Source organism: Paenibacillus sp. CAU 1782 (genome assembly GCF_054551715.1).
The window spans coordinates 147,770-164,904 of the sequence record NZ_JBTOLL010000002.1; the positions used below are offsets into that span (position 1 = coordinate 147,770).

Genomic DNA, 17,135 nt, shown 5'->3' on the forward strand with positions numbered 1-17,135 from the left:
CTCTATTTTCGTTACGGCGAAACCATCAAGCGATGGTCACCTTCATGCTCCTCGAAGATGATGCCGTCTTGTTTGTATTTTTTCAATATAAAAAATGTTTTTGTCGACAATACCGCATCAATCGGCGACAATTTGTTGGATACAAAGGAGGCAACTTCCTTCAGGTTTTTGCCCTCGATCTCAACCAGCAAATCGTAAGCGCCGGACATCAGATAAACCGATTTCACTTCCGGATACAAATAAATACGCTCCGCTATGCCTTCGAATCCGCGTCCGCGCTCGGGTGTAATCTGAACTTCAATCAGCGCCGTCACTTTCTCGTCATCTACCTTGCTCCAGTTGACGACCGTCGCGTATTTCACGATAACATGGTTATTCTCCAGCTCCGCGATCGCCGTCTTCACTTCCTCCAGCGATACTCCCAGCATGGTCGCGATCAGTTCCGCATCCCTGCGCGCGTCTTCCTTCAACAGCTCAAGCACCTTCAATTGTAGTTCGCTCATCCCAAAACTCCTTCCGGCTTGCCTAAGGCGCACCCTCGCGGTAATAAAGAATATTTTACAAGAAATAAAGGGTTCCTGCAAAGAAAAAATGAAAAGACCCCGAAGGGTCTTTACATGTAATACGTTTGTCCGGTTTGCCCGTGCTGCTGATCGTGCTGAGCCGGGTTATAAAAAGAAGCTTGCTGCTGGTTTCCGAGCTTTTGCTGCAGGAATTGTTTCGTTTTCTGCGCTGTCTGCTGGTATTGCTTGGCCTGCTTGTCCAGCTCCTGCCGCAGTGCGGGCGACGCTGTATTGTACATATTGCTTTGCTGCATTGCCTGAAACAGTTGGCCCTGCATGTTCAACGTATTGTTAAGCAGCTTGGTGAACAACTGGCGAATATCGGGACAGGTGGATTCAGTCGCCGCCGTTGCGTATTCCCGGACGACCCGTTTGAGGTCGGACAAAATGGTGGAGGCCAAATCCTCCTCTGTCAAAAAGGCTTGTTGTTGCCCTTGTTGCATTACGCTTTCCTCCTTCATCTGCTTAATTGGTTATTGCTGTGGCTGAGTGGGCGCTACGCTTTGATGATGCGAAACAGCATGGAGCAGCGAATCATAATGCTGCTGATGGGTTGCGATCATCTGAGAACAGCAATTGCGGAGAGCCGGCGTCGTTGCCGCCGAAACCACGGCTGCGCATTGCTTCATCAGCAAGTCCTCGTTGGACATGGAGTCTGCAATATACTCCAGCTCTTTGGCTGTCATGGCCTGCATGCGGAATCCTCCTTGCGTCGTTTTTAAATCCTGTTGTAGTATGTACCGGGAACGGCAATTTATGCCTCTTCCCGCCGTGATTTTAAGCACAGGATCGGCCACTGCTTTCCCGGTCGAAATGTCTATCCGCTGCTTTTAAGCAGCGGACGCAGCAGCCACCAGCCGGCGATTGGCACGCTTCCCACTGCCAGCAGCAGCCATGTGATGGCAGCCGGGGAATCGTTCAGCGGCAGGACAATCAAATAACAGGACAAGCCGATCATTCTTCCAATCACAAGCCCGCCTTCCCGCAGCACAATGAATTCCTCGCGCTCCTCGGCGCTTTCCTTGGAGCTGCCGATCAAATCAAATACGCTGGAGGTCATCGGCACAAAGTACAGAGGGATAAACAGCGAGGTGCCGATGCCAAGCAGCAATAAACTGGCATACGACATCTTCCAGAACAAGGGGAGCACAACAATGGCAATCATTAGGGAGCCAATCAGCATCGATTTGCTCCTATTCTTTCGCTTCATCCATTTTCCGGTCGCCCAGAAGCTGATCAAGGCAACCAATGAAGTAATAAGCGCATAGGTGCCCAGCTTGCTTTCGTCCTTGGTGGAAATGTAAACGACCAAGCCTACCAAAAACATAAAGACGCCTTCTCGCACGCCTTGGGCCATGATCGCGGCAAACATTCTGCGCCAAGGGTTTCCCTTTTTACTTAGCTGACCCCATCCATGAAGCCAGTTGTAAGAACCATGGCTTTTGCGCTTTTTGAGCCAAAAGCTGAGGATTGCAGTAATCGCAAAAATAACCAGGGACAATGTAAAAATAAGCCGGTATCCCTTTTCTCCGTTCATCGAAGTAATCAGAATACCGGATATCCATGGGGCAACAATGCCGGCGCCTGAAACCAAAAGACCCGCCCAGCCATTATAGCTGTCGCGGGTATCCGGCTCCGTAATTTCGAAATAAACCACATTATAGGCAAGCCAAAAAAAGCCCAGCGCCACCCCGTTAAGAACGCCTAACGGAATGGCATAACGCTGAGCCTCTCCGGCAAGCAGCAAGACCATGCAATAGAATACGCCCGACAACGCGATACCCGCGCGCAGGCTGTTCATTTTGTTATGCTCCTTCACCCATTTGCCTGCAAGCCAAAATGTTAATCCGCTGCAAGCGTATTGGGCCATCGTAAACCAGCCAATCAGGCTGTATGACTGACTGGCTTTCCACAGGTAAACCGGCACGAAGGTGCCCGATAGCGCATTTCCGACTGCAAACAGAGCCTGTACAACAAGCAGCAGCACTGCTTGCTTCTCCAGCTTTGCCAATACGACACCCCCGACTGCGCAATTAATACAAGTCGTATTGTAAGATGCCCTACAGTCGGTTTTCCCATGCTCGTCCGACTTACTCTGCTCTGTGCAGTCGCTTCGCCAGCTCCTCACGATCGCTTACAGCGAGCTGGGAAGATACATGATAGCAGGATGGACAAACGTACCAGTTAACGGTAAAAGGAACGGGAACAATGCTATGGCCAAGAGCCGGAGAAACATGAGCTTTAAAGTTGTCTCCGCCAATTTGCTGTTCTCCGGCTTCCAGCATGTATTCGCGGCATACCGGACATTCCGGCACCTCCAGCTGCTGTTCAAGCACAAGCTGTGCCCCAGCCTCTGAGGCAAGGCCTGTCCCCATTCCACGCAGGCTGCTTTCATCCTCCCAATCGCCGTCGCCGTCATCCTGAGCATGTCCATAGGAGCCTCCTTGCTCCTCGTCATCCAGGTCCTCGTCATTGTCGAGACCGATATTCAAGCTGCGGTAGCCGCTGAGCTCATTTTCACAGTGAGGACAATGAGACTCCGGTCCGATTTCCTCATCCCACACGATTTCCGTCATACACCACGGGCATACTTGACTTTCTCCCATACCCCAGACACTCCTTTAAAATATAGTTCTAACGTTCACTGGCAGACCACACGCCAAAACTGGCGGACTGCTGCCTGCAGACAGTAGCATGCGGACATGGATGACCGTTAGAAGCCTCTTTTTTGGAAAATCAGTTTCTTATGGACATCAGCGACCGTTACAGTTGATTTTTACCCGTTATACGCCACTTTTGAGCTTCTAATGGACAAAAATGACCGTTGTATGTTGCAAACACTACTATTTGAGGCGCTAACGGTCATACATGACCGGCAACCGGTAAACGATTTGCCTAGCGTATATACCTGCCGCTAATTAAGAAGTTGCGTCTTATTTAATTAGTTAATAAGTAAAATATGCCGCCCGCAAAAAACAAAATGGCGATCACAAGCAATATGATCCATAAATATTTCATGTTCGCCTCCGCGCGCCAGGGATTAAAACCTCCCTAAATAATAACCGTAGCTCCGATCACATAAGAAAGAGAGACCGAAATAATCATGGCAATCAGGCCAACCGCCCGATTGTCTCCGGCAATCTCCTCGTCGATCCGAAAGACAGGTGTCATGAATTCGAATAAAAAATAGGCCAATAGCAAAATAACAAAACCAAACGCGCCCCAAATCAAACTTTGATAAATGGAGTCATTGGCTTCGATGGAAAAACGAAAAATATTGCAAATACCGAATATTTTGCCGCCTGTCGCCATCGCAACCGCCATATTTCCGCGTTTGATTTCTCTCCAGCATTTGTATTTTGCCACCAGCTCAAAAACCCACAGGAACACAATAAGCGACAGAACCGTCACCGACACAAAAACAAGCGAAGACGCATAGGCATTGCCAAGCAGCTTGTCGATTTCCGTTCCCATTCCCCAAATCCCTCCTATTTCAGCTCCGCGACCGTTACGCCGGTGCCTCCTTCGCCGTAATCGCCGTTGCGGTAGCTCTTCACATGGGCATGGCGGCGCAAATATTGCTGAATACCCGTACGCAATATTCCCGTGCCTTTGCCATGAATAATGTATACCCGGCCAAAGCCGGATAAAAAGGATTCGTCAAGGAAGCGGTCCACTTCCATAATGGCTTCCTCCAGGTTTTCGCCCCGAAGGTCAAGCTCCATTCGGACGTTATCGTCCTTCGACCGCATAAGTGTGGCGCTTTGCTTAGGCTGCTGCTTGGGAGCAGGAGTTTGGCTTTTAATAAGCTCCATGTCGTCCAGCGCAACCTTCATTTTCAGAATGCCCAGCTGTACCAAGGCATCGGAAGCGTTTATTTCAAGCACATGCCCTTTTTGATTCAGGCTGTACACCATAACCTCGTCGCCGGGTCCAATCGTATCGCGTTTGCCGCCTTGCGCTTTGGCCGGCCGCTTCTGGCTTTTTTCGGGTGCCGCTTCATCCAGCTTGCGCCGCGCTTCGATCAGCTTATGCTCCTTGACGGAAGCACCTTCCTCCATAGCAAGTTTACGCAGCTCGGCGATAATGGTTTCCGCTTCTTTTTTGGCCTTGTCGAGAATTCCGATAGCTTCGTCCTGCGCTTTGAGCAGCAGCTTTTCCTTCTGCTCTTCAAAACGCCGTTTTTCATCCTCGTGCTTGGCTCGCTGAACCTCCATCTGGCGGCGCAGCTCCTCCGCCGTATGACGCTCGCTTTCGGCGCTCAGACGATTTTCCTCCAGTGAAGCGATCATATTTTCAACACGCAAATCCTCTTCGCTGACTTCGCCTCTGGCATGGTCGATAATGCTGCGCTGCAGTCCAAGCCGCTCCGCAATGGCAAACGCATTGCTTCGGCCCGGCACGCCAACAAGCAGCCTGTACGTCGGACTAAGCGTCGCCACATCAAATTCCATGCTGGCGTTAATGACGGATTTGCGATTGTACGCATAGGCCTTCAGCTCGCTGTAGTGGGTGGTCGCTACGATGCGGCATCCGATGGCATGGATGTGCTCAAGAATCGCGATGGCCAGAGCGGAGCCCTCAGCAGGGTCTGTGCCTGCGCCCAGCTCATCCAGCAAAACCAGACTTTTGGCTGTCATTCTTTTTAGAATGGAAATAATATTGGTCAAATGGCTCGAGAAGGTACTCAAGCTTTGCTCGATGCTCTGCTCGTCGCCGATGTCGGCGTAAATCGCGTCAAATACGCATAGCTGACTGCCTTCGTCTGCTGGAACGAACAGCCCGGACATGGCCATAAGTGACAACAGGCCGATTGTTTTAAGCGAAACCGTTTTGCCGCCCGTATTGGGTCCTGTAACGATAATGGCGGTAAAGTTGTTGCCAAGCTCCACATCCAGCGGAACAACCTTGTCCCGGTCGATGAGGGGATGGCGCCCCCGCTTCAGCTTCAGAAAACCTCTGTCGTTCATGCGCGGTTGGGTTGCTTTCATCACATGGGCCAAGCGGGCCTTGGCAAAAGCAAAATCAAGCTCGCCGAGCAGCTCTTGATTGGCAAGCAGATCCTCAACATAGTCTGAGGCCAGCGCCGTCAGCTTTTGCAATATTTTTTCGATCTCCCGCTCTTCAGCAGCCTTTAGCTCGCGGAGACGGTTATTCATCGCAACGATGGCTTCAGGCTCGATAAATAGCGTAGCGCCCGAGCCCGATTGGTCATGCACGATGCCGCCAAAGCTGGAGCGGTATTCCTGCTTCACGGGGATAACATAACGGTCGTTACGGAGCGTAATAATGACGTCCTGCAGCATTTTCTGCACGGACGAGGAACGAATCATGGACTCCAGCTTCTCCCGGATGCGGGATTCGCCGTTGCGGAGCTCGCGGCGGACGGAAGCCAGTTCCGAGCTTGCGCTGTCCAGCACCTCGGCATTTTCGTCAATGCAGGCCAAAATGGCGTCTTCCAGCCCCTTATGCTCAGTGATGCCCTCCGCCAAGCCCTGAAGCAGCGGGATGGGATGGTCGTCATGGATTAGCTCGATGTGCTTCTTGATGCGGCGTCCGCCGCGTGAAGCAAACGCAATATCCAGCAGCTCGGACGGATTCAGCGTGCCGCCGATACGTGCGCGATGCAGCGGAGCGCTAATATCGACGATGCCGCCAAACGGCGCGCTGCCCTTTAGCCTGTCGGCAGCATACGCCTCGTCCGTCGCCTGAAGCAGCAGCTTCACCGTCTCCAGCCCGGTCGACGGAAGGAGCCCCTCGACAAGCCGTTTTCCCAGCTCGGTAGCAGCATGGGCGCTTAGTTTATTTATAATTTTTTGATATTCAAGTGTGGATAAGATTTTGGAATCCAACAACGAACACTCCTCTCGCATTTTTATTATAGCTGAACCTTTGTTTACATGCACGGTTTTGGCTTCCGGAGATGCAAATGCAACATGTTGACGGCAATGGAATAGGCGTACATAATCGCCGCAACTCGCGGCAACACTATATGTACTTGAACAACTACTATTAGAGGTTGTTCAAAAAGACCGCTTTTGATCAAGAAGCTACAGTCTTCAACTGAACGTTTGTAGAGCCAAATTTGAGCTCAATGAAAAGGAGGACTTTCCAATGACTTTTCTGGGACACGTTGTCCGGTTTATCGTATCGGCCCTGGTCCTTATGCTGGTGGGCTTTATTGTGCCCGGATTCAGGGTTGGCGGATTTTGGAGCGCGTTTTTCCTCGCGCTTGTCATTGCCGCTTTAGGCTGGATCATCGAGGGCATCTTTGGCAAAAGAGTCACGCCCTTCGGACGGGGCATCGTCGGCTTTTTGTGCAGCGCCGCCGTCATCTGGATCGCACAGTTTATCGTTAGCGGCATAGAAGTGACCTGGCTGGGAGCCATCCTTGCAGCGCTTGTGATCGGGATTATCGACCTGTTTATTCCCGTCAGTACGCCATATGAAGCAGGCCGCCGCAGAGCCTAGCCTCATTTTTGTACGATTGCAGGCATCCCGCTGACGGATTGCCGCAAACAGCTTAGCGCAAACGCCATTCGCGTTTTTGATAAGCAAGCCCTTCAATCCCGCCAACGGGAAAGAAGGGCTTTTCTCGATCCAAAGAAAAATCCGCAATGATTTTCATCACATTTCGGAATTTTGTCAAACTGTTCAGCCCATTCTCTCTTTATCTTGTTCCGATTTCGTTTACAATGATAGTGAAAGTTTGGTTATATTTATGTTTTCTGCAAAAGAGGACATTAGTGAAGGGGGATATGATTGAGATGAAAAAATGGCTGGCATTTGGATTTGTGCTTGTCCTGGTTGCAATCGTTGCGGCATGCGGCAGCAATACGGGGGGAAATTCGGGAGGAAACAGCGCAACCCGCGGATCGGGCGGCGATCTCAGCGCAGACAGCAGCGCGGCTAGCTCAGAGGTTGTCATCACTGCGTCCAACTGGAAGTTTGATCAAGAGGAATATAAGATTAAATCAGGTGAAACGGTAAATCTAACGCTTAAATCGGCTGGCGGCGTTCATGGCGTCCAGATTCTGAAAAGCGGCTACGACCAAATCCGTCATGATGAAACGTTAGCCGTTAAGTTTGACGAACCCGGCACCTACGACATCATCTGCTCCATTCCTTGCGGCAACGGGCATCGCACCATGAAGTCCAAGCTGGTTATCGAATAGCTCCGCAATCGAAAAAGCCTCGCCATTACAAGGCGGGGCTTTTTCGATTGCGGATTCCTTCCGTCTAACGGCTGAAGGCCAGTGATTGCAGCTTGTTCCGAAATGGCTGACCGACGCTTTGGGCCATTCGAGGAGCCGCAGCCGCTGCCCCATCGTGCTTGTCGCTTCCAATGGCAAGCTTCCTTTGATAAGATGGACCTACACTATATATGCAAAAGCGAGGGATGCGCGATGGGTGTTTTGGAGGGACGTATTGCGGTTGTCAGCGGCGCCGGGAGCGGATTGGGCAGGGCTGCCGCATTGGCGTTTGCTCTTGAAGGCGCTTCCGTTGCCCTGTTGGGCCGTCGCCGCGACAAGCTTGAAGAGACCGCGGCGCTGCTGGAAAAGGCTACGGGCCGGGAGACAATGCCGATTCAAGCCGACATCACGCTTAAAAGCGATATTCAATCGGCGATTGATGACCTGTTGAAATCATGGGGGCGCATTGACGTGCTGCTCAACAATGCCGCCGTTTTGGAATCAGGCACCGTCCTTGAACTGACGACCGAGGAATGGGAGAAGCAAATCGCCACCAATTTGACCGGCCCGTTTCTGCTGACTCAAGCCGTTCTGCCCGTAATGAGAGCGGGCAGGTACGGCCGCATTATTAATATTACATCCGGTTTGGCGCGCAATGGAGCCGGCGGCTTCGCAGCATACAGCGCCGCCAAAGCGGGCTTGGAATCGTTAACCGTCACAACCGCGCATGAAGAGCATGAATACGGCATTTTGGTAAACCTCTACAACCCGGGCACTCTCCGCACCGAAATGCATGCCGTCGGCAAAGATCCTTCCGTCGTCACGCCGGATCTGGTGAGGCTGGCTTCGTTGTCCTTCGGCGGACCAACAGGCGCCCTGCACTCCTATGGGTAAATCGCATGCAAGGGGGGGGAACGTGATTCGGATAAACGGCAGCAGCATTGAGCAAGTGCTGGAGCGCAATGAACGTTTTCATCTCTATCGAATGAGAAACAAAATTGACAACAGCCTCTTCATCGCCAAGATGGCAAGCAACGGCATGGGCGGCGTGCGATATTTGGAAGCGGCCGAGGCAGAAATGCGCCAATTAGCCAAGCTTGGCGGCAGCGGCGTGCTTATCCCCGAGAAATGCGATATAAACGGAGACCAAACGGCTATTATTTTTGAAGATTTCGACGGCATAACCCTGAAGTCGCTTATGAATAACGGAAGCGGCGCTTTAGCCCTGAACGACATGTTAAAAGTGTCTTTGGCGCTCGCGGATTGTGTCGGCAGACTGCATAAAGCCAATCTGTTGATTCATGAATGGTCGCCCGGATTTTTTCTCATCAGCAAAGATCTGTCCCAAGCCAAGCTGCTCGCGGTGCAGCCCGCGCCGGATAGGATGGCTACGGCACGAACGGTGCCATTCAAGCGCTTGCATGCCTCCTGGCCATATCTGTCGCCCGAACAATCCGGCAGAACCGGCAATACGCCGGATTTCCGTTCGGATCTTTATTCGTTGGGCGTTCTTCTGTATGAATGGTTTGGCGGAGCGCTTCCTTTTAGCGGCGAGCAGCCTCTGGATATGATTTACCAGCATCTTGCCGTTATCCCGCAACCTCTCCATAAATACAATGCCGCCATACCCAAAGTCGTCTCCGACATCGTCCACAAATGTCTGGAGAAAATGCCGGAATCCAGATACAAAAGCGCCGCCGGTCTGGGAGCGGATGTGGAGAAATGTCTCGCCGACCTCCAACAAACGGGCGGAATCCGGCAATTTCCGCTTGCCACAAGGGATAGACGCAACCCTTGGGATGTAGCGGAAATGATCTTTGGACAGCGCGAGGAAAGGCAGAAATTGATTCGAGCTATCGGGGAGGCTGCGGACAGCAGGACCAACCGGCTGGTCTGGATCATCGGCGAGGATGGACAGGACAAAATCTCCTTTGGGCTGGAAACGATCTACAGCGTGTTGCCGGCGGATGCCGTTGTTGCGGTTGCAGACAACAAGAACGGCACTGCTCTGAATGCTCCTTATGGACTATGGAGGCAAATCATCGAACAGCTTTCCCCCCACGCCTTGCAGCTTGATGCCTCTCGTTTTGCTTCATGGGAGGAGGAAATGGATGAATGCCTCAGGCAGCTTGATACATTCGGAACCCTCCCTGCTTCCATTGAGCAAGCCGGGCACATTCACAGAGAGATGGCGAGCGGAATAAGACAACTGCTGCTGTCTTTTTTGCAACGCGAGCAGCTGCTGGTGCTGTTTCTGAACCATGCTCATCTCTCCGACGAGCCATCCCTGCGTTTTCTGGAAGCAATCATAACTGACGACACCGTATTCGGCTTGTTGATCGTCGCTACCTTATGCTCCGATACGGAGGGGCAATGGCCATTGCCATTCAAAAGTCATCTTTCCGCCTTGGAAGTTTTGGAGCTTGAGACCGAGCACATTTTTTTGGAAGTGTTCACCGTGCCGGTGCTGCGGCAGAGCTTGGCGATATTTTTGCAGACGGAAGCGGATGACTGCGAAGAATTAGCCGCCATGCTGCTGCAAAAAACAGGCGGATATCCTGATGTCCTGAAAGCATATATTCGCAAGCTTCTAGATATCGGGCTATTAAGCTACAACGAACAAGAAAATGCGTGGAAATGGGATATGGACGCCATTCAAATGCTGCATATCCATGATGATCTGGCTGTACCTATTGCCAAACTTGTGTCGGAGCTGGAAGGACCGGATGGGATACTGCTGGGTTATGCGGCATGTTTGGGCGAACAGTTTACGTTGGACGAATTGGCTCTTCTGTCCGGCGATTCACCGGAAACGATGGCAGCCTGGGCTGATGTTATGACAAAACTGAATATGATCGGACAAGTTATCCATAAGCCTTCAGGTCTGCATTTTCTCCATCCTATTATATGGGCGGAAGCCCGGAATCTTGTACCTCCGGGTGATCAAGCTGCAATACATAAACAAATCGGACTTTTGCTAGCGGAACGAAAGTTGCCCAATTGCCCGGAAGAGCAGCTTTTGACCGTTATTGAGCATCTGAAGACAGCGGCTTCATTATTGTCCGATGCCGAAAGAAGCCAATTGGCCTTGCTTTATTTGGAAGCAGGACAACTTGCCAAAAATCGTCATGATTCAACCTCGGCAGCTACCATGATGTCAAAGGCTTCGGAAACGCTGGACGATAGCTTTTGGCTTACTCATTACGATTTAATGTGGCGTTGTTACGAGGAAAGGATCAAGGCTGAAATCGGCTGCCGGAACTTTGATCAAGCGCTCGATTTGAGTGAAATGCTGCACAGCAGGAGCAAGACCCTTTTCGAACAGGTCCGTGTCTTCATTATGAAAATTCAGCTTGAGCTATATCGGGAAAACAACTCGGTGGTCCTTGCGCTTGCCGAAGACGCTTTGGATCTGTTGGGCTATAAACGCAGCCATCCCTCTTCCATGCTTTCCGTGCATTTGCGTTGGAAAAAGCTGAACCGGGAACTGAAAGCAATTGCGAAGGAAAATATCGAGGAGGTTCTTCCTCCTATGACCGACCCCATGCTTCTCCTTGCGGCGCGAATTCTTTTTTATGCCTCGCAGGCGGCATTTTCGAGTGACAAAAAAGTGTGGCTTCGCATTAATGCCGATGTAATGGAGATGACGTTAAAGCATGGGCTAACCCCGGAAGCCGGGTTAGGCTTTGTCGGTTATGCCATTCTTCTCAACTATGTAAGAAAGCAGTATAAAGCTGCTCATTTATGGAGCGTCATCGCTTGCCGAATCGCCAAACCGGATGCTGAAGCTTACGTGCAAGTATTTTTGAGCTATTCCCTTTGCTTTCAAAGCTGGCGTTCTTATGATCCTCAATTTATCCAGCAGTTCGACAAGGAAGTGTACCGGCATGCGCTGGATTCCGGCAATTTGAGCTTGTTCAGCAGCGGCGCTTTCATAAATGGCGGCTTCAAATTCCAGTTCAGCTATCCGCTTCAACAAATCAGCGAACAGTTGGCCGCCCATGCCAAGCGGGTTGGTGAAAATGATCTAGCCGAATACTGGAGACTGTCCATCATGCTGGCGGAATTAATCGCACGATTGACCGGACACAAACATGAAGGTATTCCCTTTCCTGCCCACAAGTTGGATATCGGTTTAGTAAGCGGCGAAGCAACGGGAGACAGAGGAAGCACGAAGCGGCAGTTTCTTTGCTCCCTCCAATATATTTCCGGCTATATTCTGGAAGATTATGATTCCGCTTGGGCCGCGCTGACCATGGCGAATGATATTCCGGATCATAAGGCTGTAGCGTTGTCGGATCCGTCCGTTTATTATTACTATACGATTTTGGTGCTGAAGGAGCTTTATGCAAAAGGCACCGGACAGGAACGAGCCCTGTACCGGAAGCACATGAAGCAAAGCTTGCGGGAACTGAAGGGGCTTTCTCGCGAAGTTCCCGCGTTCTTCCGCCACAAATACCTGCTTGCCGAAGCGGAAGTGGCCCGAACCAACGGAAAGTTTCGCCAGGCGGAACATTTCTATCAGCAGGCGATGGCGCATTCCCGATCTATCGGCTATTTGCACGACATCGCCATTATTTCCGAATGTTATGCCCGCTACCACGAAAGTGTCGGAAACAGAGCGCAAGCCCGATTCTATATGAGCGAGGCGTATGAAGCATTCAGCGAGTGGGGAGCATTTGCCAAAACATCATTGTTGGAAACGCGCTGGGGACATTTGCTTCAGATCAGGCAGTTTCGTGCCGAAGAGCCCCATCAAATCGACTACCATTCCGTCATGATGTCCGCGCAGGCGATTTCCAGCGAGATGAAGATGGACAGGCTCCTGCCCGAGCTTATTAAAAACATGATCAAAAATGCCGGTGCCGAATATGGAGCTTTATTGTTTGGCGGGACCGATGGATGGAGAATCGTAATACGAGGCACCATGGACAATCTGAGCATGGAGTCCCTCCCATTAGCAGAATCAAACGATATTGTGCTGACGGCTGCCATTCAATTGGCAATGGACAAGCGCGAAGCAGTCGTGCTTCATAACGCCGAAAACAGCAACCGCTTTGGGAAGCACAACTATGTGTTGGACAACAAGGTGAAGTCGGTCATGTGCCTGCCTGTCGAATACCGTCAGCAGCTTGCCGGAGTTCTTTACCTGGAAAACAATTTGTCCGCCGGCGTTTTTACGCAGAAACGCCAGGATGTGCTGCAAATGCTTGTTTCTCAATGCGCGATTTCTCTGGCCAACGCCGCTCTTTACGCGGATGTCCAATATCTGAAAGACAATCTGGAAGAACAGGTTGCAGAGAGAACGCTTGAGCTGGAAAAATCGATTCAGGCCAACTCGGAAACGCTGGCGGAAATGACGCTTTATGCGGAGCGTAACCGGATCGCGCAAGAAATACACGATATTGTAGGGCATACGCTCACCTCGACTGTTCTTCAGATCGAAGCCGGCAAGCGGCTGATGCATGTAGATGTTGACCAGTCGCAAAGCCGTCTGGGCGAAGCGCAAAATCTGATTCGCCACAGCTTAAGCGAGATTCGCAACTCTGTCCATATGCTGAAGGAAGACAAGTATTATGATATCGGGCAAGCGCTGCGGGACTTGATTCACAGCACGGAACAACATGCCGGCGCACGTATTCAGCATAAGATCGAAAATCCCGAAGCTCTATCGTTTATGCACAAAAAAGTCATCTACCATGCCTTGCAGGAAGGTCTGACTAATGGCTTGCGGCATGGTTTAGCCAATGAATTTTCATTCAGCCTTCTTATGGAAGGAAACCTTTGCCGATTTACCCTTCAGGATAACGGCGCCGGAATGTCACGTATTGAAGAAGGTTTTGGGTTGCGCATGATGCGTGACCGTGTCAGACAGCTGAAAGGAAATCTCCATATTCAGTCGGAGCCGGGCCAAGGCTTCGCTTTGTTTATTGAAATGCCCTATTAACCTGAAAGGATCGTGATTGCCGTTATATCCATTATTATTGCCGATGATCAAATGCTCGTCAGGGAAGGACTCGGAACCATAATCAATCTGGAGCCCGATATGCGGGTTACGGGACTTGCAAGCAATGGCCTGGAGGCTTGCGAAATGGTCGAACGCTTAAATCCCGATGTTGTTCTTATGGATATTCAAATGCCCGAAATGGATGGCATTGCCGCATTAAAACAAATCAAGCAAAATCAGCCCAACATTTTCGTTCTCGTCCTATCTACCTTTATGGAGGACCAATACATTGTGGAAGGGCTCGCCAACGGGGCAAGCGGCTATCTGTTAAAGGATATGGACACGGGAAAAATGATCCAGGCGATCAGGGATGCCGTAAACGGCCAATACATGATGCACCACGAGATTGCGGCGCGGTTGGCCTTTCAGATTACTCAGCTGTCCAAAGCCAAAACCTCGGGCAGCGGCATGGCCAGCGCTTACGATTTGACCGATCGTGAAAAGGAAATATCGGCGCTCCTTATCCGCGGCTGGAGCAACCGCCAGATTGCCGCCGAGCTGTTTATTGCCGAAGGCACCGTTCGCAATTACATTAGCAATCTGTACGCCAAGCTCGGCGTTAACGACCGGGTTCAGGCCGTGGTAAAACTCCAGCGGCTGCTATCATAACCTAAAGATCAAAAGGCCATTATCCCTCGGACGCTCTCGGAGATAATGGCCTTTTCATTCATTTAACGTTCGGCTTGATCAAGCAAGCGAAGAATCAGTGTAATGGCCTCCGCTCTGGTCGTAAATGCAGACGGATCAAAACGATTGCCGCCTCGACCGGAAAGAATGCCTTGTTCTTTGAGTATATGAACAGAGCTTTTGGCCCATTCCGGAATAGAGGAATCATCAGCGAAACCTGCCGAAACGGTAGCCTGATTAGGCAACGATAGCGCTCTTGCGATCATAACCGCCATTTCAGCGCGCGAAATCGTTTTTGAAGGCTGGAAGCTGCCATCGCCGTAACCTCCCACAATGCCCTTGGCCACCGCTTTCGCTATGCTTTCCATTGCCCATTCCGGGATTTGGCCCTGATCCGTAAAACGAACAGGTTCGCCTAGGACATCCTGTCCAATCGCCTTCATTAGCATAATGGTGAACTCCGCTCGGCTTACCTGACGTTCCGGCATAAAGGAATGATCAGTATAGCCCGAAACAATGCCAAGCTCCGAAGCACGTTTCACCGCTTCCTCCGCCCAGTGCTCTTTTATATCCGAATACCCGCTAGTTGGCGTTTCCTCCGATTCGCCGCCGTCAACCTCCTTTGACGTCTGAAGCACGGCATACACACCTTGTCTATCCACTTTTGCCGTAACAAAATTCCCCTCGATTACAGTATCAACCGCCGTCCACTCTTTCTGTTCCGTATCATATCGATAGATGGATGGGTTTGTATTATTATCCGATTTCAAGTCGGCAGGCAGTTTTATCGCCAACGGTTTCAATAGCTTGCCTGCCGGATCCAAAGTCAACTGGAACAGGGGACTGAGAAGTTCGTAGCCCTCTACTGAAAACAAGTCGGGGTTTGCATGCTTTTCGATCGCAACGCTTAACTGCTGTGAGGAAACGCCTGTGGGGATAGAAATAAAGATGCCATTTTCCAAACTGGTCTGGCCAGCTTCCCACGGCAAAACCGTTACCTTTCCGTTTGTTGTTGAAATGGGAGTGCTTGTATTGTTGACTGGATAAACAGTCGTGCCGCCGCTTGCAGCCAATCTCCGCACATGAATGACATAGGTATGTTGATTGCCGTTTTGCGCTGTCACGACTACCGGAATACGGTTGTCTCCGACACTAAGAGGGATCAATGTGCTCTCTGCCCCGCTGCTTACGGCTTCATCGTTAATGGTCAGAGTTGACGCATGGTCCGCCGTCCTTGCCGTAACCGTCAAACCGGCGACCCTATTGGCAACTTCCGCCGTATACTCAAGTTTATCCGCCGTGAAGGCGGGTGAAAGCGTTCCAGCAGAAAGTTCCAGTCCGCTCAGAGCCGCATTGCTGCTTTGCAAACGAGTTACCGAAATCTGATAGGTCTTGGTCGTTTGATCTTGCGTTGTTACTACTACCGAAATACGGTTATCTCCAACATTAAGCGGAAGCAATGCGCCCTCTGTCCCGCTGCCAACGGTTTCACCGTTAACGGTCAGGGTTGACGCATCGTCCGCCGCGCTTGCCGTTACCGTTATTTCGGTGACGTTGTTCGCAACCTCTACGGCATACGCAACTTTCTCCGGTTCAAAAACAGGAGTTAGCGTTCCTGCGGACAGCGTCAGTGCTTTTAAATTGGGATTTTGTTGTTTGTAGACATTTAATGTATAGGTCTGGCTGCTCGTAGCATCGCTGTCCGCTACCCAAATGTTAATCCTGTTGAGGCCCGTCTTCAACATAATGGGATTGCTGGCTGTGCCGCCTTCAAGAGCGTCATCATCATCATTAATAAAAATGACAGTAGCCGAATTTACGGCAACTTCCGGTGTAATCGTCAAGCTTTCCACCGAATAGTCTACTTGGATATCATAGGACAACGTCATAGGCTCAAAAGGTTTGTCAAGGTTCCCCTCGCTCGTCGTCAGCCCGGTCAGTTGGTAAGCAATTGATACCGGGATTGCCGTAGGACCCGAATAAAGAGTTACAGGTATATCTGACAAGGAAATATTGCCGGGATCGGAAATATCGATCAGATCGGATTTCAACCTAAATTCAACAACTCCGCCCATCGTAAATGAGGATAGGCCTTGCGCAACTTCGGACGTCGATTGATTAGAAGCGGTATCCAGCAGCTTAACGGCGTCAGAAGTCGAAAAGAATAATTCCGTTCTGTCGCCTACCGGTTGAAACTGACTATCGTATACCGCAAACCTGGCCGTAACGTAATTGTTCCCAGAAAGGTCCAGCTTCGGCTTTCCCTTCAAAACCGCATAGGCGGCAGGGGATGCAGGTTTGGTTGAATGGATCGAGTTCACCTCAACTCTGCTGTAGTCAGGAAAAGTATGCGGCGGAACCCAGCTCACGCCCTTGGTCTTATCATAAATATACGCTCCGACAATCATTTTGCCATCAGGATTAGCAAGCCCTATGGATTGGGCTCCTGTTTGATTTTCGGATGTCACGGCAAGGCCGTCGTTGTACCTCATATACAATTGTTCATCAGTTGTTAATGTACCGCCCAGAATAGTAAACGAAACCATCGTTGCGGTTGATATGCAACCGCTTAATAACAAAAATACCAATGACGCCGCCACTATTTTTTTCATTTTCAACCTGCTTGCCATTTTTCCAACATGTAACATTTCATCTTCTCCTCCTACTCTGCGTTCACTCCTTTTTAAGTATAGAAAAGAGAGCCCAAATCCCGGTAGTGATCCCTGTCACAAGTTAGTCATATGA

General features: G+C 50.7%; 13 protein-coding genes. 5 read left to right on the forward strand and 8 right to left on the reverse strand.

Annotated elements, in window-relative coordinates:
- Positions 1–11: 11 nt before the first annotated feature.
- The 7 genes from ACX93W_RS09700 to ACX93W_RS09730 form a co-directional block, all read right to left on the reverse strand.
- The gene (locus tag ACX93W_RS09700; RefSeq protein WP_459392165.1) at positions 12–503 is read right to left on the reverse strand and encodes an Lrp/AsnC family transcriptional regulator; all 492 of its coding nucleotides are present in this window, start codon (positions 501–503) and stop codon (positions 12–14) included.
- A gap of 110 nt (positions 504–613) precedes the next feature.
- Complete coding sequence (locus tag ACX93W_RS09705) at positions 614–1,006, reverse strand: spore coat protein (protein ID WP_459392166.1); 393 nt, start codon at positions 1,004–1,006, stop codon at positions 614–616.
- A 30-nt stretch (positions 1,007–1,036) separates the two neighbouring features.
- Positions 1,037–1,258, reverse strand: a complete 222-nt coding sequence (locus ACX93W_RS09710) for a hypothetical protein (protein WP_459392167.1) — start codon at positions 1,256–1,258, stop codon at positions 1,037–1,039.
- A 122-nt stretch (positions 1,259–1,380) separates the two neighbouring features.
- Positions 1,381–2,574: an MFS transporter gene (locus tag ACX93W_RS09715; RefSeq protein ID WP_459392168.1), complete on the reverse strand. Its 1,194-nt coding sequence runs from the start codon at positions 2,572–2,574 to the stop codon at positions 1,381–1,383.
- 79 nt (positions 2,575–2,653) lie between these two features.
- On the reverse strand, positions 2,654–3,169 hold the full coding sequence (locus ACX93W_RS09720; protein WP_459392169.1) for a hypothetical protein: 516 nt from the start codon (positions 3,167–3,169) through the stop codon (positions 2,654–2,656).
- Positions 3,170–3,614: 445 nt separating this feature from the next.
- Positions 3,615–4,037 carry a DUF350 domain-containing protein gene (locus tag ACX93W_RS09725; protein ID WP_459392170.1) on the reverse strand — a complete coding sequence of 141 codons (423 nt, stop codon included), beginning with the start codon at positions 4,035–4,037 and terminating at the stop codon, positions 3,615–3,617.
- A 14-nt stretch (positions 4,038–4,051) separates the two neighbouring features.
- Complete coding sequence (locus ACX93W_RS09730) at positions 4,052–6,415, reverse strand: endonuclease MutS2 (protein ID WP_459392171.1); 2,364 nt, start codon at positions 6,413–6,415, stop codon at positions 4,052–4,054.
- 262 nt (positions 6,416–6,677) lie between these two features.
- On the opposite strand from ACX93W_RS09730, the gene ACX93W_RS09735 reads away from it, so the two are divergent.
- The 5 genes from ACX93W_RS09735 (at position 6,678) to ACX93W_RS09755 (ending at position 14,372) form a co-directional block, all read left to right on the forward strand.
- Complete coding sequence (locus ACX93W_RS09735; protein ID WP_459392172.1) at positions 6,678–7,034, forward strand: phage holin family protein; 357 nt, start codon at positions 6,678–6,680, stop codon at positions 7,032–7,034.
- A 296-nt stretch (positions 7,035–7,330) separates the two neighbouring features.
- Positions 7,331–7,738, forward strand: coding sequence for a cupredoxin domain-containing protein (locus ACX93W_RS09740; RefSeq protein WP_459392173.1), 408 nt, complete (start codon positions 7,331–7,333; stop codon positions 7,736–7,738).
- A gap of 231 nt (positions 7,739–7,969) precedes the next feature.
- On the forward strand, positions 7,970–8,650 hold the full coding sequence (locus ACX93W_RS09745; RefSeq protein ID WP_459392174.1) for an SDR family NAD(P)-dependent oxidoreductase: 681 nt from the start codon (positions 7,970–7,972) through the stop codon (positions 8,648–8,650).
- 22 nt (positions 8,651–8,672) lie between these two features.
- Positions 8,673–13,703 carry a histidine kinase gene (locus ACX93W_RS09750; RefSeq protein WP_459392175.1) on the forward strand — a complete coding sequence of 1,677 codons (5,031 nt, stop codon included), beginning with the start codon at positions 8,673–8,675 and terminating at the stop codon, positions 13,701–13,703.
- A gap of 12 nt (positions 13,704–13,715) precedes the next feature.
- Complete coding sequence (locus ACX93W_RS09755; protein WP_459392176.1) at positions 13,716–14,372, forward strand: response regulator; 657 nt, start codon at positions 13,716–13,718, stop codon at positions 14,370–14,372.
- 62 nt (positions 14,373–14,434) lie between these two features.
- On the opposite strand, the gene ACX93W_RS09760 is transcribed toward ACX93W_RS09755, so the two are convergent.
- Entirely contained in the window at positions 14,435–17,038 is a 2,604-nt protein-coding gene (locus ACX93W_RS09760; RefSeq protein ID WP_459392177.1) for a cadherin-like beta sandwich domain-containing protein, read from the reverse strand.
- Positions 17,039–17,135: the final 97 nt, after the last annotated feature.